Genomic DNA, 22539 nt, shown 5'->3' with positions numbered 1-22539 from the left:
AATAGGCAAAAGCCATAAACATTTCAAAAAAATTATTAAAATGAAATCAAGAAAAATAAAACTACTCGTAATTCTAATTTCCTTTCTGGGAATCTCAACACTTGCATCTGCACAAAAAAACTACACCTTAGATAACAAATCGACCTTTTCTGTTTCAGGCACTTCAACGCTGCATGATTGGGAAATGAAATCCAGCTCAGGTACCGGAACAGGCAATTTAGAAATTACTAATTCTAAACTAACTGCTATCGAATCACTTTCGGTTATTCTTTTGTCAGAAAGCATTAAAAGTGAGAAAAAAAGCATGGATAAGGTCGCATATGAAACTTTGAAAACAGATAAACAAAAGAACATAAAATATGTTTTAAAATCCGCTGAAAAACTAAACGAAACTACGTGGGAACTCACCGGAACTTACACTATTGCAGGAGTTAGCAAAATTCTGAAAACAACTTTAAAAACAATTATTACCAAAGATGGAGTAAACATGCAGGGAAGCAACAAAATCACTTTTGCAGATTTCGGAATGAAATCCCCAACGGCTTTACTCGGCACCATCAAAACTGGTCAGGATCTGACCTTAAAATTTAATCTAAACTTTAATTTATAATCGCCATGAAAAAAATCTATATTCTATTTATTGCTTTAGCCAGTACGTTTGCTGCAAATGCGCAAGTCAGTTTTGGACACATTCAGAACCAAATTCCACGAAGTCAAAAAGGGATCAATCAATTTGATGTTAAAAAAGACACTGTTGCTTTTAAAGGACTTAGTGTCGATATGGGAGCTGCATTTGCTCTTCAATTTCAAGCCTTAAACTCCTTTAATGATCAAAAAAACCTACCGACTGCTCCAGGTTACAGACTAAATAATCTTGAAAATAATTTCAATTTGCCAAATGCAAATTTTACCATTGGAGCTCAACTATATGATGGTGTGCGCGTAAACTTAGATGTATATCTGGCTTCAAGACATCACAATGAAACCTGGGTAAAAGGTGGTTACCTGCAAATTGATAAACTAGACTTTATTAAAAAAGATTTCTTAGCTGATTTTATGCAGTATACTACGATCAAAATTGGTCAGATGGAGAATAATTATGGCGATGCCCATTTTAGAAGATCAGACAACGGAAATGCTTTTATGAATCCGTTCGTAGGTAATAATATTATGGATGCATTTATTACCGAAATGGGAGCTGAACTTTACTACAACAGATCTGGATTTGTCAGTATGATTGGTGTTACAAATTCTAAATTAAATCAAAGTGTAGCTGAAATCGTCCCAGCTCCAACAACACCCGTAAAACCAAATGCAAACACCACAATTAGCCCATCAATCCTTGCGAAATTAGGCTGGGATAAGCAAATTAATCAGGATTTGAGAATCAGACTTACCGGATCTTATTATCATACAGCAAATTCTAGTGGAAATTTATATGCTTCAGACAGAGCAGGAAGCCGTTTTTATGGCGTAATGAGTCATGCTGATTATAATGTAATAAATCCGACTACTGGAAATGTAATTACAGCTGTCGCTAATAATTTCGATCCAACGGCAAATAAAGATACGGGAAGATTTAATCCCGCATACGGAAACTGGGCAACATCTTATATGATTAATCCATTTATTAAATACAAAGGCCTTGAGTTTTTTGGAACTTTAGAATTTACCTCTGGCGGCGACTTCAAAGGTACTGATGACACTCGTAAAGTAAATCAATATGTTGGGGATTTGGTATATCGTTTTGGAGAAGGAGAAAGATTTTATGTAGGTGGAAAATACAATTTAGTTGATGGAAAACTTTCAAATGCAAGCGCTGAAGCTATCCAAATAAATAGATTTGAAGGCGCTGCCGGCTGGTTTATGACAAAAAATGTTTTGGCTAAATTAGAATATGTGAATCAGAATTATAAAAACTTCGCCCAATTTAATGGTGCAACTCCAAATGACCTTTTCGGAGGCAGCTTTCAGGGAATAATGTTTGAAGCAGTTATTTCATTCTGATAAAATGAAACGTTTGTTTTTAAATTTAATTTTGGGTTTAGTAATTTTCTTTTTCTTAGGAAGTGCTAAACCCACTTTTTTACCAAATGATTCTATTTTAGTAATTAATAAAATCAAAATTGAAATTACCGGAAACTCAACCGTTGGTAAGTATAACTGCTCTAATTATTTCACTAAAAAAGATACCATTTATTTAAATTCAATCAAAAAAAACATTTTTAATACAGAAATCAAGATGTCGAATTTTGATTGTGGAAACAAAATAATGACAAAAGACCTACAAGGAACAGTAAAAATAAAACAGTTCCCAAATAGTACCGTTTGCATTAAAGATATCAGCTCAGTTGGGAAAAATTACAAATGCAATCTGATCTTTTTGATAACCAATAAAACACTCCAATACAAAGATTTTATATTATATTCGGACAACAATAAAATTCAAGGCTCTCTTAATCTAAAATTTTCTGACATAGAGTTAGAACCACCAACAAAAATGGCGGGTTTAATTAAAGTAAAAGACGAAATTGCGATCAATTTCAGTTTGTACAAAAACTAAAAAAAATAGAGTATCTTTCTTCATTAAAGAATATAAAAAAATTTAGAAGCAAACTTTCAAAATCAAAAAAATTGGCACGGGAATTGTCTTGCTCTTCACAGGAAAATAATCTTACAAAGAGCGCTTAATTTTAAAATTTGTATTTTTATTTTTTCAGCTTTATAACCTTTATATTTTATCAACTTTTAAAAAGAATTTAATCATGAAAAAACAAATTTTAAGCTTAGCTGTTGTAGCTTTATTAGCATTCGCTGTTCAATCTTGTGAGAAGAAAGAACCAAAACCGGGAGAAGACGAATTAACTCTTGGAAACAAAGTTGATACACTGACTACAGATATTGAACAGGCAAAGGATAGTGCTGTAATTAAAGCTGAAAATGCCGCCGCAACTGCAAAAGAAGCTTCTGAAAATGCTGCTCAGGATGTAAAAGACGCCACAACCAAAGCTGCACAAGATGTAAAAGAAGCCGCTAAAAAAGCTGCAGAAAAAACAGAAGCCGCTGCAAAAGCTGCAAAAGACGGAACAGTAAAAACTGCCAAAGACGTTAATGAAGCATTGAAAAAATAATTTCTTTTGAATTTACAAAACTGAAACCATCCTCCTACGGCGGATGGTTTTTTTTATGCAAAAAAGCGAGCCAATATTTTTTGTATTTTTGCTCTCAAATTAGAAGATACTACAAGATGCATTTTATTTCACAAGACTTAGAAGATTATATCGAACAACATTCTGAAAACGAACCAGAATTATTAGCAAAACTTAATAAAGAAACGTACCAGAAAATTCTTTTACCAAGAATGCTAAGCGGACACTTTCAAGGTCGTGTTTTGAGCATGTTATCTAAATTGATCCGTCCGGTAAATATTCTGGAAATCGGAACGTATACCGGTTACGCTGCTTTATGCTTGTGTGAAGGCATGCAGGAAAACGGTCAATTGCATACTATTGATATCAAAGAAGAATTAATTGATTTTCAACGTAAATATTTTGATGCCTCGTCTTGGGGAAATCAAATTTTTCAGCATTTAGGAGAAGCAATTGATATTATCCCGACTTTGGATGTAAAGTTTGATTTGGTTTTTATTGATGCTGACAAAGAAAACTACCTAAATTATTGGGAAATGATTGTTCCGAAAATGAATAAAGGCGGCATTATTTTATCTGATAATGTTTTGTGGAGTGGAAAAATCCTCGAACCAGTTCATCCGAATGATGTTAGTACAAAAGTACTCTTAGAATATAATTTACTTTTAAAAAATGATCCGAGAGTCGAAACGGTTTTGTTGCCAATTCGTGATGGATTGACAGTGAGTCGGGTTTTGTAGAAAAAGGTTCTGAGATTCTAAGATCCTGAGGGACTAAGTTTTTTTTTTAGAATCTGTAATTATATAAAATTTGATTTGAAAATGAATTCTCTAAACGAAATAGACACTGAAGGTTTTACAATAATAAATGCTGTTTATACTAAAAATGAAATCGAGAAACTGATTTCGTTAATTGAGAATAATACGGAAAACAAATCGGATACTGCTACTTTTAGAAAATCCCAGGATTTATTTGCTATTAGACAATTTCATAAAGAAATCCCTGAAACTTTACCTTATATCTTCAATCAAAATTTAAAAGATGTTATTGAAGCTACTTTTGGAGAAGGTTACTTTATAACCAAATCCATCTATTTTGATAAACCTGAAAAATCTAATTGGTTTGTGGCTTATCATCAGGATTTAACGATTTCGGTTGACAAGAAAATCGAAATCGAAAACTTTGAAAACTGGACCATAAAACAAAATCAGTTTGCGGTTCAGCCTCCAAAGGAAATTCTGGAAAACAATTTCACTATCAGAATTCATCTTGATACTACCACAAAAGATAACGGTGCTTTAAAAGTGATCAACAATTCGCATTCAAAAGGAATTTTCAGAGTTGAAAACCTGGAAATTGAAAATGAAAGCATTTGCGAAGTTGAGAAAGGTGGAATTATGATAATGAAACCTTTACTAGTTCACGCTTCGAACAAAACTACTAATAATCAAAGACGAAGAGTTATTCATATTGAATTTAGCAACCAAGTTCTTCCAGATGGATTGGAATGGAGTGAGAAAATGATTCTTAATAACTGAAACATCTTTTGAAAATGAGTGCCCTAGCCCGGATGGAAGCGGTATCCTTTTTCTGGCTCCTTTAGCCAGGAAAAGATATAGCGGACAGCCGGAATAGCTCCTAAAAATTATTCTGGAAAATATAAAGGTTTTAGTTTTCGATAAACCAAAAACAGCAGTGATCCAAAAACAGCCCCGAAGAAGTAACCGGTAAGAATATCTCCAGGGTAATGCAACCCTAAATAAATTCGGCTATAAGCGAAGATTAATGGCCATAAAAACAAGAATCCCAAATACTTGAATTTACTTCTTAGTACTAAGAATAAAAATGTTGCTACTGCCATCGTATTTGCTGCATGACCAGAGAAAAAACTATACGAAGTTCTAACCTGAACAATTCGTATAATTGATTTAAAATCAGGATTATTACAAGGACGCAAACGTTGAAAAGTATGTTTGAATAAATTACAAGTCTGATCTGTAAAAGCGATTAATACCGCAATGAAGAGAAGTACATACAAGGTTTGTTTTATACCTATCTTTTTATAGATAAGATAAAACAGGAATAGAAAAAATGGTGTCCAATACAATTGATTGGTGATAATCAGCCAAAGGTTATCATAAGTTTCAGAACCTAATCCATTAAGATACACTAAGAGATTGGTATCTAATTCTTGTATTTTTTCAAGCATAATTACATTTGGCGTTTTACAGGTCCGGAGATTGTGTCGATATCTTCTTTTACTTTGTCGATTTCTGTAGCGGTATCGCCTAACAGATTACCGGTCAAGTTAGTGGTATCGCCTAATAAATTAGTTTTTGCATCGTTAATCTGGGCGTTGATATTACCGGTGATATCCGTAAGAGCTTTTGTATCAAGGCCATTAGCCTCTGCTCCTTTTTGAATTTCGCTTTTAATATCGTTGGTCGCGTTTTTTAATTGCGCCATAGCTTTTCCCATTGTACGAGCGATTTCAGGCACTTTGTCAGAACCAAAAAGCATAAGTACTATAAACAGTATGAAAACTAATTCTCCTCCTCCTATACCAAACATATCTTATATTTTTATGTGCCACAAAGATATTAAATTTTGTAGCCGACTGTTTTAAAATTTACTTAAAAAAAAAGACTCTTTTCAGAGTCTTTTTTAGTTTTATTCTTAATCAAATTTTGACTTTTCTTCTACTTTTGGCCAAGAGTTGTTGGTCACATCAATATCAGCTGTCATTAATTTTGGATCTATCTGTATGCTTTTGATTGCTTTTTCAGTTGCGTAAACTTTCTTAGCTGTTTCATTATTTTTTCTCCAAATTTGAGCCGGATACTGGAAGTTTTGTTTAGAACCATCTTCGTAAGTGATCTCAACCAAAATTGGCATAATCATTCCGCCTGGTTTATTAAACTCTACTTCGTAGAAATATTTAGGTGATTTTAAACCTGCTTTTTCTTCAGCAGTAAAGCTTTGGTTTACGTAATCAGCCAATAATTTTACATCATCAACTTTCAAAGCTTTTTTCTTTGAAGCATTAACTTCTGCATTATCGCTTGCAACCAAATAAACGAATGGGCCTTTATCTAATCCAAAACGTCCTTTCCTAACTTTGACATCTTTTAAATCGGCTGTTGGAGTATCAGAAACATAATATTGTTTTACATCTTTGATTCCGATATCTACGAAATCAGTTGAATAAAACCATCCTCTGAAAAACCAATCTAAATCTACTGCAGAAGCATCTTCCATAGTTCTGAAGAAATCTTCCGGAGTTGGATGTTTGAACTTCCATCTGTTTGCATAAGTTCTGAATGCATAATCAAATAATTCTTTCCCCATTACTACTTCTCTTAAAATATTAAGACCTGTAGCTGGTTTTCCGTAAGCATTATTTCCAAACTGCGCGATTGTTTCAGAGTTCGACATAATTGGCTCTAAAAACTTTTGATCGCCACTCATATAAGGAACAATGTTTTTTGCAGGCCCACGTCTTGACGGGAAAGTTGGATCTAACTCTTGTTCTGCCAAATATTCTAAAAATGAATTTAAACCTTCATCCATCCAAGTCCATTGACGTTCGTCAGAGTTTACAATCATCGGGAAGAAAGTGTGTCCTACTTCATGAATTACAACACCAATCATTCCGTTTTTAACTTCTTTGCTTGTAACTCCATTTTCATCAGGACGACCAAAATTCCAGCAAATCATTGGATATTCCATTCCCTGATCTTCAGCTGAAACTGAAACCGCTTTTGGATATGGATAATCAAATGTATGAGAAGAATAACTTTTTAAAGTATGAGCCACTGTCATCGTAGACGTTTCTCCCCAAAGCGGATTTGCTTCTTTAGGATAAACAGATTCTGCCATAACAATTTTACCACCCAATTTTACAGCCATTGCATCGTAAATGAATTTTCTAGAAGAAGCAATACCGAAATCACGTACATTTTTAGCACTAAATTTCCATGTTTTTTTCTTTTCAGAAAACCCTTTTTCAGCCGCTTCTGCTTCAGCCTGTGTAACAATTACCACAGGTTTATCAAATGATTTCTGAGCCTGTTCGTAACGTTTTACCTGTTCTGCAGTAAAAACTTCACTTCTGTTTGTTAATTCTCCTGTTGCATCAATAACATGATCGGCAGGAACCGTAATATTTACATCGAAGTTTCCGAAAGGAAGAGCAAACTCTCCACTTCCCCAGAATTGCATATTTTGCCATCCTTCAACATCGTTGTAAACTGCCATTCTTGGGTAGAATTGCGCGATTACATATAATTTATTTCCGTCTTTTTCGAAAAATTCATAACCAGAACGTCCGCCTTCTTTTCTATAGTTATTGATGTTGTACCACCATTTAATAGCTAAAGAAATTTTTTCACCTGGTTTTAAAGGAGTGGCTAAATTAATACGCATCATCGTTTCGTTGATCGTATATGACATTGGATTTCCTTTTGCGTCTTTTACCTGTTCGATGTTGAAACCGCGCTCTAAATCTTTTTTCAAATATTTACTAGAAAAACCATCAAGCGGTAAAACCTGATTAATTTTTTCGCTCTCCGCCAATGGCGCCTGAGTATTTGCTTTAGCCTGATTTTGATCTAACTGGATCCACAAATATTCTAAACTATCCGGTGAATTGTTTGAATATGTAATAACTTCAGAACCTGTTAATTTTGAATTTTTATCGTCTAATTCGATATCAATTTTATAATCTGCCTGTTGTTGGTAATAGGCAGGACCTGGTGCTCCTGAAGCAGTACGAAACATGTTTGGTGTTGCCAGCAAATCATACATTTGACTGAATTTGTTGGTATCGTACTTACCTTGTTGTTTTGGGGCAACTGTGGTATTTTTTTCCTGAGCCATTAATAAGGCAGGGAAAATTAATAATAATGAAAGTTTTTTCATAAAATGTAATAGGTAATTTTATCAGGGTGTGAAAATAACAATTAAAATGATAATTTTATCCATTTCATTAATACTTTAACACTTCTTTCCTTGAAGATTCTGTAAAAAGAACACTCTTTTTAGTGCCGAATGCTGAAATATGTGTAATGTTTTGCTGTTCAGCATTCCAATCTACTAAAATGGTGTTTAAAATTTCCAGTGTCTTAAATTTTTCAACATCCTTAATTCGCGAATAACAAACTAATACATCACCAGCCTCAATTTCTTTTGACAAAAAAGTAATTGCTTTTGACTGACCATTTACTTTTATTACAAAATTTTCTGAAAGGTATTTTTTAAACAACTCTAAATCTTCAGGTGTTTCCTTTTCTGTCCCTACAAAGGTCTTTTTATGGTATTTTTTCTCCATTCCGTTATTCAGGTCATCGATAAAAATACGGGATGTAATTTGAATCATTTTCTTTTCAGAAGCGTAATTCACCTGAAATACACCCATGTAAAATTTATGAAAAGCAAATGAGGATAACGATAAAAATAATACCCCTATTAAGGGGTAAATCAATTTATTTTTCATTTTTAGAAACAGTAATATTCTTAAAATCTTTATTCTTGTTAATCATAAAATCGATTAACTGAAATTTATCATCGGGTTTTAAATATCGCTTTGATTCAGGGTCATTTGAACAATACATTAAAAACAACTCTACTTCATCATCTTTTAGATTCAATGTTTTATTGAAAAAATCGGGAGTAAAATTATCTTTCGCATAAGCTGTGAAGGCAATATCACTAATAACTTCTTCCTGAACCTCATCATTTTTACGCAAAAGCTTCTTAACATCCTTAAAAATTCGAACAAAATCAGTTCCGTATTTAATTGTCTGATCAGAATACATTACGTTATTTTTTGCTGTCGATTGCTTGTCATCTTCAAACTGCATATCAACTATTTTCTGAGAACTGCCTTCAAGTGTTTTATCCTGAAAATCTTTATGCACCAAAACCTCTTTAAGCTGATTATTTACTAAATCCAGAGGAACTGTAAAAAGAATTTGGGCACAATCTTTTTCAGTTAAAACAATCTTTTTAGATTGAAATGCCATTCCGGTAAACAGCAAAGTATCTTTTGGCTTTGCCATGATATCAAACAATCCGCCAGAACCAATAAAAGTTCTAACATTGGCATTTATGTTCATTACATATCCGCTTTCGATTGCAAGTGATGTGTTGGTCACTTGTCCGTGTAACGACTTCCTTGTTGCATTCTGTCCGAATGAGATTTGACAAAACAGGCACAAAACGAGTACTCTTAGGCTATTTTTCATTTTCGAGGATTTTAAGATATTTTCTGGCTAATTCAGTTATTAAAAACATACTCATTGTTTTGTTTTTACTATTCAAAGATACGGCAAATTCAGAATCCTCTACACAATATAATTGAAATCCTTTAATATCTTCCAACGAAATCCTTAATCTTTCTGTATAATAATTGTCATCAAAAAGATATTCCAGCTTTCTAAAAAGCATCTCTTTCTTCTCTACTTTTACTTCTTTTTTCAGCATCGCCGTGCGCCCGGAAATTCCATTTATTATTTTATCAATGGAAGTAGATTTGGCTGTATATAATTTTCTTTCGGCAGGTGTATATGTCTTTTGACCATGTGGAACAATTCCGAGATTTTCGGCTGTAATACCTGCGTTGTCATTTACAACAACCTCTTTCAGCTCTATCTGTTTTGCAGTCATCTTTATTTGAATTACAGAAGAAGTCAAATTTTCTGCCGTAATTCTAAGTTTTAAAGGCTCCAGGTTAACAGAAGAGAAAACCAAAACATCGCCTTCTTTCACAACAATGGAAAACATTCCGTTTTCATCTGTAACAGCTGTAATTTGTGTATTATTATTGATGATATTAACGCCTTCAACTGAAGAGGACTGCTCAAATACCTGCCCTAAAATTTCTTTGACCCCAGAAGTTTGTCCAAATGAAATTTGAGCCATTATTAAAAATAGAATTAATAAAATTTTACTTGTTTTCATTAGCCAATATTTCCTTGTATTTAACTGCCAATTCAGCTAATAAGAATTCTGTTGAAGTTTTATTTTTGGAATTTAAAATGACCGTAAACCTATCATTTTCTACAGCATAATATTCAAATCCTTTCACATACTCACTCGGAATTTTCAATCGGTTCACAAAATGATCCAGACTAAACATATTCTCTAAAAGTTTCATGAAAAATTCCTTTTTTTCAACAGCCACTTCTTTTTTAAGCATTGCAGAACGTCCAGAAAAAACATTTAATATAGGATCTAAAGAAATAGATCCTCCCAATCCAACATGAGCATCTAAATCTGTAGCAGTTCTTAACTTTCTTTCTGCTTCCGTATATGTTTTTTGATTTGAAGGAACAATTCCTAAAGACACAGCATTAATATTATCATATCGTCTTACGATAACTTCCTGCAATTGATGCATTACCAAACTTAGCTTTACAATAAAATTAAGATCCGTAAAGTTTTCATTGGTTAGCAAAACCCGATTTTCTTTAAATTGAATAGAAGAAAAAACAAGTGTGTCGCCCGGTTTAGCCATTATCGAAAAAGATCCATCAGCAGCCGTTGTCACCATAACTTCAGTTTGTGCATTTACCACATAAACACCTTCCAAATCATTTGTATTCGAAACGATTTTACCATTGACAGCAGCACGATCTTCATCCTGAGACCATGCAGTGTGACTCAAAACAACAACCAAAATGCATAAAACTTTGTTGATCAAAATGAAAAAATTAAAATTATTCCTAAAAGTGTAAAAATATCTTAATGTGTTCCAAAATTAGTATTAACGGCTTGGTAAAAATATGTTAATTAAACTCTGATTTTCTAGTCTCAAAAAAGAGTTTTTAATACCTTTAACCTAAACAATTTGAGTACAAAATTTATGAAAAGCATCATTATTGCAAGCACCTCTACCCTTCACGAAGGCAGTTATTTAGAGTATTTATTACCTACTTTAAAAGAGCATTTTAAAAATTGTAAAAGCATCTTATTTATTCCTTTCGCACGTCCCGGAGGAATCTCACATAACGAGTATACTGAAAAAGCAGCATATGCATTTGCAACAATTAACATTTCAGTAAAAGGAATTCATGAGTTCGAAAATTCTGCTGAAGCGATAAAAAATGCAGAAGGAATATTTACAGGCGGCGGAAATACTTTTTTATTGGTCACTCAACTATATAAACACAATGTTATGCAGCTTCTTTCTGAAACTGTAAAAAACGGGACACCTTATTTAGGAACCAGTGCAGGAAGCAATATTTGCGGTTTATCAATGCAAACAACCAATGACATGCCAATTGTTTATCCGCCAAGTTTTCAAACTTTAGGATTAATTCCTTTTAATTTGAATCCACATTATTTAGATCCGGATTTACAATCAAAACATATGGGAGAAACACGCGAAACAAGAATCAAGGAGTTTCATGCTTTTAATGCAATTCCGGTTTTAGGTTTGAGAGAAGGAAACTGGCTAGACGTAAAAGGCGATAAAATCACCTTAAGAGGAAGTTTGACGGCCCGTTTGTTCAAACAAAACCAAGATCCGACAGAATTAGAAACAGAAAGTGATCTTAGCTTCTTAAAATAAAATCCCAATATTTTAAATTCCAATTTCCAATTTTAAAAATATTTCAGAAAGATTGGAATTTGGAATTTACACTATTAGTCTAAAGCAAAAATCCCCAAACAAATTGTTTGAGGATTTTGAAGAGCGAAAGACGAGGCTCGAACTCGCGACAACCAGCTTGGAAGGCTGGAGCTCTACCAACTGAGCTACTTTCGCATTAACAGGGTGCAAATATAAATAATTAAATCATTTAAAAAAATAAAAATCAATAATTATTTAACTTTGATAAAAAAACCGAAACACTGAAGTTCCGGTTTTTTTAGAGCGAAAGACGAGGCTCGAACTCGCGACAACCAGCTTGGAAGGCTGGAGCTCTACCAACTGAGCTACTTTCGCATTACTGGTGCAAATATAAAAAATAAGTTCAGTTCAAAACAAGCTTTTTTTCAAAAAAAATGAATAAAAAACAACATTTTCTTATAACCTATTTAAAACTAAAAAGTTATACACGTAATTATTTTTCATAAATTATGATTCAAATTAAAGAAATGTCTTCAAAAGAAACTTATAGGGTTCTTCATCCTGTTCTCAGAAAACAAAAACCCATAAAAAGTTATACCTTCGAAGGTAATAATTCAGAACAACACATAATTTCAATATTTATAATAGCAAAAAATTAACAGGAATTATTTCATAATTTATCACAAGCAATCCTATATTTGCGATCCAAAAATCTAAGAAACGGCCATTTTAGAAACACGCCAAAAAAAGATCAGCTTAAACTTTAATACAGGACCAAGGTTAAACCATTTGATATGAAAGATGTTAGCAAACACTATTTAATGTATATAAAATATAAAATGAGAAATATTTACTTTCTTATCATCTTATCTATTTTTGTTAGTTGCAAAAAAGAGGAAACAAAAGTTATTCCTGTAAAAAAAACAACTCCACCTCCTGCAATTATACTTACTGATGAAAGAACAGTTTCTATTGATACTGCCCTGATTGGGGTTTTTAAGAGTAAAACGCTTCAGGAATTTTACAATTCTTCCAATAACAAAACCGTTTGGGGAAATCTCAAAAAAAGAACTTATGTTTTATCTCAGTTAAAAAATTGTTCAGCGCTAGGTTTAGATCCAAATGATTACAAATCTGTTACACTTGAAAAATACGAGAAAAGAATCAGCAAACTTAACGATAGAGAGCTGGCAACATATGATATTTTACTAACCTATAATTTTGAATTGTACTTAAATCATTTGCACAAAGGAAAACTCGATCCTAAAAAATTATATACAGATTGGGACCTCAAAGAAAAAAACCTGGATGTTAATAGTGTCTTGATAAAAGCCTTTAACAAAAACAAACTAGACAGCATTGTTGAAAATATCCAACCAAAATCAGAAACTTACAGAGAGCTTTTAAAAGCACTTGAAATTATTGATACATTTCCAGAAGACGATATTGGAATGATTGCTATTGACTCTTTGACAAAGAAAATATCTTTAAATGACACCAATGCCGCTTTAATCAATATTAAAAAAAGGCTTTTGTTTTGGGGAGATATGTCCGGAAAAGATAGTTTAAGCACTATTTATAATAAAAAGACATATGAATCAATAAAAAGATTCCAGGAAAGACATGGCCTAGCTTCTGACGGTGTTATCGGACAAGGCACAATAAGCGCCTTAAATTATTCTAAAGAAAAAAGAAAACAGCAAATTATTGCTAATTTAGAGCGTTGGCGTTGGTATAACAATGATTTTGCTGAGAACTATTTTATCATCAATATTCCTAATTACAGCCTGAACGTGGTCGAAAGTCAAGATACTACTTTAGTACGTAATATTGTTGTTGGAACAAGCAAAAGAAAAACTCCCATTATCACTTCGGTCTTAAAAACGGTGGTTTTTAACCCAACATGGACCGTTCCGCCAACTATTTTAAAAGAAGATGTGGTTCCGGCTATGAAACGTAATCGTAATTATCTAAAAAATAAAAACATTACTATATATGATACTACGGGCCATGAAGTTGATCCAAGTAAGTGGAATGAAAATAAACCTGGTAATTATAAATATGTGCAAAGTCCGGGTTATAATAATTCTTTAGGATTGATGAAAATACTATTCCCAAATCACCATAGCGTTTATCTACATGATACCAATCATCGTAATATTTTTGGACGAAATAATCGTTCGTTAAGTTCCGGTTGTGTTCGTATTGAAAATCCGCTAGAACTTGCAGAACATATTTTGAATGATAGCATTTCGACAAATTGGCCGAAAGAAAAAATCGATTCAATTATTGAAACCAAAACCACGACTAATATCAGAATAACAAAAAAGTACGCCTTATATCAATGGTACTGGACGGCGTGGAGCAAAAAAAATCAGCTCATTTTCAGAGCTGATATTTATAATTTAGATTCGGATTTGTATACCCAACTAAGAAATTAGCCTTTCTTCCATCGCAAAACTTCTTGACGGATGGTAGATATACAAGCACGATTTGTTTTTTATAGTTTCTATTATTTTATCTCTCAATTCAAACGGAATTGCAGGACAACCCTGGCTTCTGCCTAATCTTTTATTATTTCTGATGAAGGATTCTGAAACATAATCTGCTGCGTGCATTACAACTCCTCTTTCGCGAGCATTGTCATTTACACCATTTTCTAAACCATCTAATCGAAGAGAAACACCGTGTTTTCCCTGATAAATTTCGCCTGTAGCATAAAAACCAAGACTACTTTTATTAGAGGAATTATTGTTTGAAAAATTAGAAGCATACTCTTCACCTGTATTTCTTCCGTGAGCAACCAAAGATTGAAATAAAACAGTATTTGTAGCCAAATCAATTACCCAAAGACGTTTGGTATTTGATGACAAGCTGAAATCAATCAATGTTAGGATGTCTTTTTGAATAACTCCTTTTTCCTTTAATAAATAAAATCCTTTTAAGGCTTCAGAGAAAGTTCTAAGTTCAGGCAACTGATAATTGTTAGGATTCAAAGCGTGATAGACACCTTCAATTTTAGCTTCGACAGTAAGTTTTTCAACTTTAGCGATACTTTTAGTTGCTACTTTTTTAGTTTCGGGAGTGCTTTTTGAATCTTTACCAAAAGATAATAACAAAAACACTAGCAGTGGATAAATTTTGTAAATCATTGAATTTCTTTAGGTTAATAACAAATTTGGGTTTAACAAAAGTATAAAAAAAATATCCCACACAAAATAAATCCCTGTGAATCAAGGCTGTTTTGTTTAAAATTTAACAGATCAAAAACAAAAAATTAGCAACTTGACGTAAAAATCTTATTTTTACATATTATTTTAACTTTTATTACGTAGCTGTATACTTACAATATTAAAAAGATATAATTTTCAGCTTTTAAAGTGTAACATTTAACAATATAAAATGTCTATATTATTTCAAGAATCCTTCCCAACCCAAAATGAAAAAAGTAGTTTTCCTTTGTTTTTTGTTCTGTGTATCTTTCGGCTACAGCCAAAAGAAAACCCTGCAAGCACAATCTACCTTGCAGTACATTACTATTGATGGAAAACTAGATGAAACAGCTTGGGAAAATACCCCAATAGCTTCTGATTTTATCATGTTTGAACCTGATAACGGAAAACCAATTCCCGAATCCCAAAAAACAGAAATTAAGGTTATCTACAACAATGACGCTATTTACATCGGTGCCACAATGTATGACAATGAACCGAACAGGATTTTAAAAGAAATTTCGCAACGTGATAATTTTGGAACCGCTGATATTTTTGGTGTTTTTATTAATGGCTTTAATGACGGACAACAAAATTTTGAGTTTTTTGTTTCTGCAGCTGACGTTCAGGGCGATTGTATAATGACAGATGCCATTGGCGAGGATTATTCCTGGGACGCAGTTTGGATTAGCAAAGCAAGAATAACGGATAAAGGCTGGATTGTAGAGATTAAAATCCCATACGCCGCTCTACGTTTTTCAGCAGAGAATAAACAAACTTGGGGAATTAACTTTTTTAGAGAAATAAAAAGAGATCGAAGGAAGTATACATGGAATTTGATTGATACCAAAATTGGAACATTTACCCAGCAAAACGGGGAATTAACCGGCATTGAAAATATTAAACCTCCTACCCGATTATTCTTTATGCCATATGCATCATACTATTTAAACGCTTCAGATAGCCAAAAAACGTACGGAACTATAAAAGGCGGAATGGATATTAAATACGGAATTAATGACGCCTTTACTCTTGATGCTATTCTGGTTCCGGATTTTGGACAAACAAAATACGATGATCAGATTTTAAATTTGAGTCCGTTTGAGCAGCAATTCAATGAAAACCGAGCCTTTTTTACTGAAGGAACCGACTTATTTAATAAAGGAAACATCTTTTACTCCAGAAGAATTGGAAGCGCACCTTCTATAGATCCTGAATTAAATGATAACGAAGAGATCTATGAAACCGTTCAGAATGTGAACCTAATAAATGCTTTGAAAGTTTCAGGAAGAACCAAAAACGGATTGGGAATTGGTATTTTAAATGCAGTTACTGAAAAAACTTTCGCCACTATAAAAGATACTATTTCAGGTGATACAAGAAAAGTAGTGGTCGAACCGCTAACTAATTACAATGTATTGGTTTTAGATCAGCGTTTCCGAAAAAATTCTTCAGTAACTTTTATAAATACAAACGTTACAAGAAACGGACATTATAGAGACGCCAATGTTTCCGGTCTCGCCTGGGACTTAAACACAAAAGCAAATACCTATAATTTATCCGGAAATGTAAAATATAGCACTATCAATCTGGATGAAGATAAAACCGGAGTTTTCTCTACAATTGGTTTTGCCGAAACTACTGGAAAATATCGCTATAGTGTAGGATCTGATTTCGTTACAAAAGGTTATGATCCAAACGATCTCGGAATTAACTTTTACACCAACTATTACAATTTCTATGGAAATGCCAATTATAGAATCCTAAACCCAACAAAGCTCTTTAATAGTTTTAGGATTAATTATAATATGTATAGCGAATTCAACAAAGAATCTGGAAAAGTACAAGACAATAATATTGATGTAAATGTAAACCTGAGTACGGTAAAAAATAATTATTACGGTGGCGGAATTACCCTTTTCCCTTTGGTATCACATGATTATTATGAACCAAGAGCAGCAAATCGATATGTTCTTATTCCGCGAAGATTAGAGGCTTGGGGAAGTATTTCTACAAATTACAACCATAAATTTGCTATTGATATTAATCCGTCCATCGGTATTGCCGATGAAACTAGCCGAATAGCATACGGTTTTGACATTGGGCCAAGATATCGCTTTAGTGATAAACTTTTAATGATATATACTTTTAGCTTTTCCAGAAAAAACAACAACAAAGGATATATTGACAGCGTTGATGAGGATGACAATGAAAGCACCCCGGAAACTGTTGTTTTTGCTAATCGTAATGTGATTACTTATTCAAATACAATTACAGGAAAATATGCTTTGAACAGTGCCATGACACTTAATTTAGCACTTCGCCAATACTGGTCGTATGCTGAAAACAAAGATATTCTTGAATTGCAACAAGATGGAACTTTAACGCCTTATCCTCAATATACAGACAACAAAAACTCGAGTTTTTATTCATGGAATGCAGATTTATCCTATTCATGGTGGTTTGCACCGGGAAGTCAGGTTTCGGTTTTATACCGTAATAGTGCCTCTAATTTCGAACGCATTATCGACAAACAATATAGAGACAATGTAACCGCCTTACTTAATAACGATGCCTTAAAACATGTTTTTTCAATAAGTGTTAAATATTTTATTGACTATAACGCTGTCAAAAATAAGCTCAGAAAGAGAGCTTAGCGTGAATTAATTTTAAAAAATAAGTCCTTCTTTAATTAAATTATTATTTTTTCACATACTTCATTTTATTAAACATAAATGTAACATTGCTTTCTTTGCACATTTTAGAAATGGCTTATCTTTGTACAAAACAAAAAGTAATGAACAAAAAAGTTATCCTTATGATTTTAGACGGTTGGGGAAAATCTCCTGACCCTAAAGTATCCGCAATAGACAATGCAAATGTTCCTTTTATAAATAGTCTTTACAAAAATTACCCAAGCGCTCAACTTCGTACCGATGGATTAAACGTAGGTTTACCTGAAGGCCAGATGGGAAACAGCGAAGTAGGGCATATGAATCTTGGTGCCGGAAGAATTGTGTATCAGGATTTAGCCAAAATTAACCTGGCCGTAGCACATCAAACATTAGCCAAAGAACAAGTTTTGGTTGATGCTTTTACATACGCTAAAGAAAATAATAAAAAAGTACACTTTTTAGGATTAGTTTCTGACGGAGGTGTTCACTCTCATACTTCTCATTTACGTGGATTAATTGATGCTTCTCAGGAATATGGTCTAGATCAGGTTTACGTTCACGCTTTTACAGACGGACGTGATGTTGACCCAAAATCTGGAGCAAAATACATTCATGATTTAGAAGAACATATTAAAGATACTCCGGTAAGAATTGCTTCGATTGTTGGTCGTTATTACGCAATGGACCGCGACAAACGCTGGGAACGTGTAAAATTAGCTTACGATTTAGTAGTTAATGGTACCGGAATTCCTTCTAAAAATGCAGTTGCAAGTGTTCTTGACAGTTATGCACACGATGTTACTGACGAATTTATTGCACCTATTGTAATGGTTGACGAAGAGCAAAAACCTTTGGCAACAATTATTGAAGGCGATGTTGTAATCTTCTTTAATTTCAGAACTGACAGAGGTCGCGAACTTACAGAAGCACTTTCACAGCACGATTTCCACGAGCAAAACATGCACAAACTAAACTTGTATTATGTAACGCTTACCAACTACGATGAAACGTATCAAAACGTAAAAGTGGTTTACAATAAAGACAATATTACGGAGACTCTTGGTGAAGTTTTAGAAAAAGCGGGCAAAACACAAATCCGAATTGCTGAAACAGAGAAATATCCACACGTTACCTTTTTCTTTTCTGGCGGAAGGGAAACTCCTTTTGAAGGTGAATCAAGAATTTTGAGAAACTCTCCGAAAGTGGCTACTTACGATTTACAGCCAGAAATGAGTGCTTATGAATTGACTTCTGCTCTTGTTCCTGAATTGAATAAAGGCGAAGTAGATTTCGTTTGTCTGAATTTTGCAAACGGAGACATGGTGGGGCACACTGGAATTATGAGTGCTGCAATCCTGGCATGCGAAGCTGTTGATGCTTGTGTAAAACAAGTTATTGAAGTGGCTCTTGCTAACGATTACACTACAATTGTAATTGCTGATCACGGAAACTGTGAAACAATGATCAATCCTGACGGAAGTCCAAATACAGCGCATACAACGAATCCTGTGCCGATTATTTTAGTTGACAAAGATCTTAAAAACATTCAAAATGGAGTTTTAGGAGATATTGCCCCAACTATTTTAGAATTAATGGGAGTTCCACAACCAAATGCAATGACTTGTCATTCATTATTATAGAAATAGTTTACTTCAATAAAAAAGAGACAAGTTTTAGAATTTGTCTCTTTTTTGTTTTATACCAAGTGTCATCCTGAGCGGAGTCGAAGGCTTAAGAGTTAGAAAGGGCTTCGAATCCGCTCAGCCTGACATTACATTACAAAATAATGATACGTCCATTCTACTCCATAAATCACAAGTCCTATTAAGCCTCCTACTAAAGTTCCGTTTATTCTAATGTATTGAAGATCCTTTCCTATTTCTAATTCTAATTTTTCCGAAACTTCTTTTCCATCCCAGCTTTTTACGGTTGAGGAAATTAAATCTCCTATTACTTTTTTGTTATTCAGAAGCACTGATAATAAATCATTTTTGATAAAATTATTAATTTTGTCTATCATTACAGGGTCTTCTTTGATTCCGTTTCCGAAGCCTTGTATTAAACTTGAAATATTCTTTTTGATGGAAGATTCATCACCTTTTTCTAAATCATTAGAAATTGACAATTTTATTTCATCCCAAATTCCGTTAATGTAATCCTGGACTTCTTTTTTACCTGCAAAACCTAAAATCAAATTATTGATCTTGATTCTCATTTCTTCAGAGTTTTTTACTTTTTCCAGAAAATCAGCAATGTATTCATCTATCTTAATTCTAATTTCGCTTTCTGGTTTTTTAGCTTCGTCCAAAAATTCTTGGAGTCCATTGAAAATACCTTCTGAAATGCTTTTATCAGCCAAACCGAAACTCAAAAAAGGCGTTGATGCTTTTACTTTTTTCCGAATTAAATCTTTATTGTTACTCAATTCGGCACTCATTACCTCCAAAAGATTCGTCAGTAATTGATCTTTTACATTTCCTTTCTGTAAGGGTTCTAAAGCCAATGCTACCCAATCTCCAAAATTAATTGCTTCCAGTTTTTCTTTGAATTGAACCTGAATAAAGCGTTTTATATCTTCATCCTTAATTGTATTTAAAACGCCAGGAATAATATTAACCGCAACCAACTTAGCAATTTTATTGGCATTTTCTTCCTGCGAAAGCCAATCTGATGCTTTTGTGGCGAAATTGAATTCTTCTAATTTAATTTCGAGTTTTTCACGATTCAGAAATTCTTCCGAAACAAAATTCCCCAAGTTCTCTCCTATTTCATTCTTTTTCGTCGGAATAATTGCGGTATGCCAAATCGGGATTCCAAGTGGATGACGAAATAAGGCTACAACTGCAAACCAATCGGCAATTCCACCTACCATTGCGGCTTCGCTAAAAGCCTGCAACATTGGGATCTTAAAATAAATTGCTATTATAAAAAGCAGCACCGCCACGCCTAAAAGTGACAAAGCGTTTCTTTTCATTTTCTTCAATGCTTTTACTTTAGATATATTTTCCTGGTCTATAGCAGATTCCATAAGTTCAATAGTTTTAACTACTACTAATTTACGTTTTTTCTGTCAAATATTTATTCAAAATAGATTTGACTTAACAGAAGTTCGATATTCAATAGAATTTGAAAATTAAGACTCCGAATTAAATTCAAAATCAACATTAAAAAAATAATATTTAAATTGTACTTTTGCGAACTGAAAATCTGAAAAATATGATTATCCAAAAAAGTAGAGAAGAAATCGAATTAATGCGCGAAAGTGCTTTGATCGTATCTAAAACATTAGGAATGATTGCTTATGAAATTAAAGAAGGAGTTACCACATTATATCTTGACAAATTAGCCGAGGAATTTATTCGTGATCACGGTGCAGTTCCAAGTTTCCTTGGATTGTATGATTTCCCGAATTCTCTTTGTATGAGTCCGAATGCACAAGTTGTACACGGAATTCCTAACAATACACCTTTGAAAAGCGGCGACGTAATTTCAGTAGATTGTGGCGCATTCAAAAATGGATATCACGGTGATCACGCTTATAGTTTCGAAATTGGAGAGGTTGCTCCGGAAGTTAAAAAACTTTTGCAGGTTACTAAAGAATCTCTTTATGTTGGAATCAGAGAATTTAAAGCTGGAAATCGCGTTGAAGATGTTGGAAATGCGATTCAAAAATATACAGAATCTCACGGTTACGGAGTGGTTCGCGAATTGGTAGGGCACGGTTTAGGTCAAAAAATGCATGAAGAGCCAGAAATGCCAAACTACGGAAAACGTGGTCGTGGAAAACTTTTTGTCGAAGGGATGGTTGTTGCGATCGAACCTATGATCAATATGGGAACCAGAAACATCAAACAATTAAAAGACGGCTGGACAATTTTAACTGCTGACGGAAAACCAAGTGCGCATTTCGAACACGATGTAGCGCTAATCGATGGAAAACCAGAATTATTATCGACTTTTCAATACATCTACAAAGCTTTAGGAATTGAGAGTAATGAAGAAGACGAATTCAGAAAAGTACCTTTAGTACTATAATTACAACCCGAATCTAGCCCTGTGAAAAAACTATTCAAATTAGTACTTAATACAATACCACGTCCATTATTAATTCGTTTGAGTTATGTGGCTCGTCCAATTTTGGCTTTATCTTTAAAAGGAGACAAATTTACTGATCCTATCGACGGAAAAAGTTTTCGATCGTTTTTGCCTTACGGCTACGGAAAACAGCGTAACAATGTCCTTTCACCAAGTACACTTTCTTTAGAAAGACACCGTTTACTTTGGTTGTATTTAAACGATCAGACTGATTTTTTTACAGCGCCAAAAAAAGTGCTTCACTTCGCTCCGGAACAAGCTTTTTATAAATTATTCCGCAAGCAAAAAAATCTGGATTACACCACAACCGATTTGTTTTCGCCTTTGGCAGATGTAAAAGCAGATATCTGCAATTTACCTTTTAAAGACAACGAATATGATGTGATTTTGTGTAATCACGTTTTAGAACATATTCCGGATGACACAAAAGCAATGCAGGAATTGTTCAGAGTTTTAAAACCAGGCGGAATGGCCGTTTTGCAAATTCCACAGGATTTATCGAGAGAAGTTACTTTTGCTGATGATTCGATAACAGACCAGAAAGAACGTGCTAAAATATTTGGACAATACGATCACGTTCGTATTTACGGTCGCGATTATTTTGACAAATTAAGAAGCATTGGCTTCATCGTAATCGAAGAAGATTACACCAATAAAATTGCACCAGAATTGGTAGAGAAATATTGTTTAGCAAAAGGAGAAATAATCCCACTTTGTTTTAAACAGGAAAACTAATTTTTTCCACCACATAAGTTATATAAGTTCATTTAAAAAGTTTTCAAAATAGCAATAATTTGAAAACTTTTTAAGTTTTGGACCACTTCCCAAATCACAAC

21 protein-coding genes and 2 tRNA genes are annotated in these 22539 nt (G+C 33.5%); 12 read left to right on the top strand and 11 right to left on the bottom strand.

The genetic code is table 11. The features are described 5' to 3' along the window. Window positions 1–40: 40 nt before the first annotated feature. From IRZ99_RS15165 to IRZ99_RS15140, 6 genes are all read left to right on the top strand, one after another. On the top strand, window positions 41–610 hold the full coding sequence (locus IRZ99_RS15165; protein WP_228519098.1) for a YceI family protein: 570 nt from the start codon (window positions 41–43) through the stop codon (window positions 608–610). Window positions 611–615: 5 nt separating this feature from the next. After that, window positions 616–2007 (top strand): hypothetical protein, encoded by a 1392-nt coding sequence (locus tag IRZ99_RS15160; RefSeq protein WP_194658072.1) that lies wholly within the window; start codon window positions 616–618, stop codon window positions 2005–2007. Window positions 2008–2011: 4 nt separating this feature from the next. After that, a complete protein-coding gene (locus IRZ99_RS15155) occupies window positions 2012–2563 on the top strand; it encodes a hypothetical protein (RefSeq protein ID WP_194658071.1) in 552 nt (183 codons plus the stop codon). Window positions 2564–2765: 202 nt separating this feature from the next. Then, window positions 2766–3131, top strand: coding sequence for a hypothetical protein (locus IRZ99_RS15150; RefSeq protein WP_194658070.1), 366 nt, complete (start codon window positions 2766–2768; stop codon window positions 3129–3131). 116 nt (window positions 3132–3247) lie between these two features. Beyond that, window positions 3248–3889 (top strand): O-methyltransferase, encoded by a 642-nt coding sequence (locus IRZ99_RS15145; protein WP_194658069.1) that lies wholly within the window; start codon window positions 3248–3250, stop codon window positions 3887–3889. A gap of 81 nt (window positions 3890–3970) precedes the next feature. Then, entirely contained in the window at window positions 3971–4687 is a 717-nt protein-coding gene (locus IRZ99_RS15140) for a phytanoyl-CoA dioxygenase family protein (RefSeq protein WP_194658068.1), read from the top strand. Window positions 4688–4794: 107 nt separating this feature from the next. Here the strand turns inward: IRZ99_RS15140 and IRZ99_RS15135 are convergent, their stop codons facing one another. From IRZ99_RS15135 to IRZ99_RS15105, 7 genes are all read right to left on the bottom strand, one after another. Next, a complete protein-coding gene (locus tag IRZ99_RS15135; RefSeq protein ID WP_194658067.1) occupies window positions 4795–5358 on the bottom strand; it encodes a phosphatase PAP2 family protein in 564 nt (187 codons plus the stop codon). A gap of 2 nt (window positions 5359–5360) precedes the next feature. Next, on the bottom strand, window positions 5361–5720 hold the full coding sequence (locus IRZ99_RS15130; protein WP_194658066.1) for a twin-arginine translocase TatA/TatE family subunit: 360 nt from the start codon (window positions 5718–5720) through the stop codon (window positions 5361–5363). A gap of 105 nt (window positions 5721–5825) precedes the next feature. Further along, window positions 5826–8069, bottom strand: a complete 2244-nt coding sequence (locus IRZ99_RS15125; protein ID WP_194658065.1) for a M1 family metallopeptidase — start codon at window positions 8067–8069, stop codon at window positions 5826–5828. Window positions 8070–8136: 67 nt separating this feature from the next. After that, window positions 8137–8643: a DUF6702 family protein gene (locus IRZ99_RS15120; RefSeq protein WP_194658064.1), complete on the bottom strand. Its 507-nt coding sequence runs from the start codon at window positions 8641–8643 to the stop codon at window positions 8137–8139. Next, window positions 8633–9394: a hypothetical protein gene (locus IRZ99_RS15115; RefSeq protein ID WP_194658063.1), complete on the bottom strand. Its 762-nt coding sequence runs from the start codon at window positions 9392–9394 to the stop codon at window positions 8633–8635. Before IRZ99_RS15115 ends, IRZ99_RS15120 begins: the two co-directional genes overlap by 11 nt. Continuing rightward, window positions 9384–10109, bottom strand: coding sequence for a carboxypeptidase-like regulatory domain-containing protein (locus IRZ99_RS15110; RefSeq protein ID WP_194658062.1), 726 nt, complete (start codon window positions 10107–10109; stop codon window positions 9384–9386). Before IRZ99_RS15110 ends, IRZ99_RS15115 begins: the two co-directional genes overlap by 11 nt. Continuing rightward, entirely contained in the window at window positions 10096–10851 is a 756-nt protein-coding gene (locus tag IRZ99_RS15105) for a hypothetical protein (RefSeq protein ID WP_194658061.1), read from the bottom strand. Before IRZ99_RS15105 ends, IRZ99_RS15110 begins: the two co-directional genes overlap by 14 nt. A 162-nt stretch (window positions 10852–11013) precedes the next feature. On the opposite strand from IRZ99_RS15105, the gene pepE reads away from it, so the two are divergent. Continuing rightward, window positions 11014–11721, top strand: coding sequence for a dipeptidase PepE (gene pepE, locus IRZ99_RS15100; protein ID WP_194658060.1), 708 nt, complete (start codon window positions 11014–11016; stop codon window positions 11719–11721). 122 nt (window positions 11722–11843) lie between these two features. Here the strand turns inward: pepE and IRZ99_RS15095 are convergent. Together IRZ99_RS15095 and IRZ99_RS15090 are read right to left on the bottom strand one after the other, a co-directional pair. Next, a tRNA-Gly gene (locus tag IRZ99_RS15095) sits at window positions 11844–11916 on the bottom strand. Window positions 11917–12023: 107 nt separating this feature from the next. Then, window positions 12024–12096, bottom strand: a tRNA-Gly gene (locus IRZ99_RS15090). A gap of 464 nt (window positions 12097–12560) precedes the next feature. Between IRZ99_RS15090 and IRZ99_RS15085 the strand changes: the two genes are divergently transcribed. Then, entirely contained in the window at window positions 12561–14162 is a 1602-nt protein-coding gene (locus IRZ99_RS15085; protein WP_194658059.1) for a murein L,D-transpeptidase, read from the top strand. Here IRZ99_RS15085 and IRZ99_RS15080 read toward each other — a convergent pair. Then, window positions 14151–14873 (bottom strand): murein L,D-transpeptidase catalytic domain family protein, encoded by a 723-nt coding sequence (locus tag IRZ99_RS15080; RefSeq protein WP_194658058.1) that lies wholly within the window; start codon window positions 14871–14873, stop codon window positions 14151–14153. The genes IRZ99_RS15085 and IRZ99_RS15080 overlap by 12 nt on opposite strands. Before the next feature lie 287 nt (window positions 14874–15160). On the opposite strand from IRZ99_RS15080, the gene IRZ99_RS15075 reads away from it, so the two are divergent. Together IRZ99_RS15075 and gpmI are read left to right on the top strand one after the other, a co-directional pair. Next, window positions 15161–17590, top strand: coding sequence for a DUF5916 domain-containing protein (locus IRZ99_RS15075; RefSeq protein ID WP_194658057.1), 2430 nt, complete (start codon window positions 15161–15163; stop codon window positions 17588–17590). A gap of 140 nt (window positions 17591–17730) precedes the next feature. Next, window positions 17731–19248, top strand: a complete 1518-nt coding sequence (gene gpmI / locus IRZ99_RS15070) for a 2,3-bisphosphoglycerate-independent phosphoglycerate mutase (protein WP_194658056.1) — start codon at window positions 17731–17733, stop codon at window positions 19246–19248. Window positions 19249–19379: 131 nt separating this feature from the next. Here gpmI and IRZ99_RS15065 read toward each other — a convergent pair whose 3' ends face one another. Then, a complete protein-coding gene (locus IRZ99_RS15065; protein ID WP_194658055.1) occupies window positions 19380–20636 on the bottom strand; it encodes a DUF445 domain-containing protein in 1257 nt (418 codons plus the stop codon). A gap of 188 nt (window positions 20637–20824) precedes the next feature. Between IRZ99_RS15065 and map the strand changes: the two genes are divergently transcribed. After that, window positions 20825–21643, top strand: coding sequence for a type I methionyl aminopeptidase (gene map, locus IRZ99_RS15060; protein ID WP_194658054.1), 819 nt, complete (start codon window positions 20825–20827; stop codon window positions 21641–21643). 21 nt (window positions 21644–21664) lie between these two features. Next, window positions 21665–22438, top strand: coding sequence for a class I SAM-dependent methyltransferase (locus tag IRZ99_RS15055; protein ID WP_194658053.1), 774 nt, complete (start codon window positions 21665–21667; stop codon window positions 22436–22438). Window positions 22439–22539 lie beyond the last annotated feature (101 nt).

Source organism: Flavobacterium sp. LC2016-12, from assembly GCF_015351595.1.
GTDB lineage: Bacteria > Bacteroidota > Bacteroidia > Flavobacteriales > Flavobacteriaceae > Flavobacterium.
Note: the sequence above shows the minus strand (reverse complement) of the source record. Positions and strands in the feature narration are given on the sequence as shown.

Coding starts and splice junctions, on each gene's coding strand:
- IRZ99_RS15165 (WP_228519098.1), top strand. CDS start 41: ATGAAATCAAGAAAAATAAAACTACTCGTAATTCTAATTTCCTTTCTG.
- IRZ99_RS15145 (WP_194658069.1), top strand. CDS start 3,248: ATGCATTTTATTTCACAAGACTTAGAAGATTATATCGAACAACATTCT.
- IRZ99_RS15065 (WP_194658055.1), bottom strand. CDS start 20,636: ATGGAATCTGCTATAGACCAGGAAAATATATCTAAAGTAAAAGCATTG.
- IRZ99_RS15115 (WP_194658063.1), bottom strand. CDS start 9,394: ATGAAAAATAGCCTAAGAGTACTCGTTTTGTGCCTGTTTTGTCAAATC.
- IRZ99_RS15135 (WP_194658067.1), bottom strand. CDS start 5,358: ATGCTTGAAAAAATACAAGAATTAGATACCAATCTCTTAGTGTATCTT.
- IRZ99_RS15130 (WP_194658066.1), bottom strand. CDS start 5,720: ATGTTTGGTATAGGAGGAGGAGAATTAGTTTTCATACTGTTTATAGTA.
- IRZ99_RS15140 (WP_194658068.1), top strand. CDS start 3,971: ATGAATTCTCTAAACGAAATAGACACTGAAGGTTTTACAATAATAAAT.
- IRZ99_RS15160 (WP_194658072.1), top strand. CDS start 616: ATGAAAAAAATCTATATTCTATTTATTGCTTTAGCCAGTACGTTTGCT.
- map (WP_194658054.1), top strand. CDS start 20,825: ATGATTATCCAAAAAAGTAGAGAAGAAATCGAATTAATGCGCGAAAGT.
- IRZ99_RS15150 (WP_194658070.1), top strand. CDS start 2,766: ATGAAAAAACAAATTTTAAGCTTAGCTGTTGTAGCTTTATTAGCATTC.
- IRZ99_RS15125 (WP_194658065.1), bottom strand. CDS start 8,069: ATGAAAAAACTTTCATTATTATTAATTTTCCCTGCCTTATTAATGGCT.
- IRZ99_RS15120 (WP_194658064.1), bottom strand. CDS start 8,643: ATGAAAAATAAATTGATTTACCCCTTAATAGGGGTATTATTTTTATCG.
- IRZ99_RS15155 (WP_194658071.1), top strand. CDS start 2,012: ATGAAACGTTTGTTTTTAAATTTAATTTTGGGTTTAGTAATTTTCTTT.
- IRZ99_RS15080 (WP_194658058.1), bottom strand. CDS start 14,873: ATGATTTACAAAATTTATCCACTGCTAGTGTTTTTGTTATTATCTTTT.
- IRZ99_RS15110 (WP_194658062.1), bottom strand. CDS start 10,109: ATGAAAACAAGTAAAATTTTATTAATTCTATTTTTAATAATGGCTCAA.
- gpmI (WP_194658056.1), top strand. CDS start 17,731: ATGAACAAAAAAGTTATCCTTATGATTTTAGACGGTTGGGGAAAATCT.
- IRZ99_RS15085 (WP_194658059.1), top strand. CDS start 12,561: ATGAGAAATATTTACTTTCTTATCATCTTATCTATTTTTGTTAGTTGC.
- IRZ99_RS15075 (WP_194658057.1), top strand. CDS start 15,161: ATGAAAAAAGTAGTTTTCCTTTGTTTTTTGTTCTGTGTATCTTTCGGC.
- pepE (WP_194658060.1), top strand. CDS start 11,014: ATGAAAAGCATCATTATTGCAAGCACCTCTACCCTTCACGAAGGCAGT.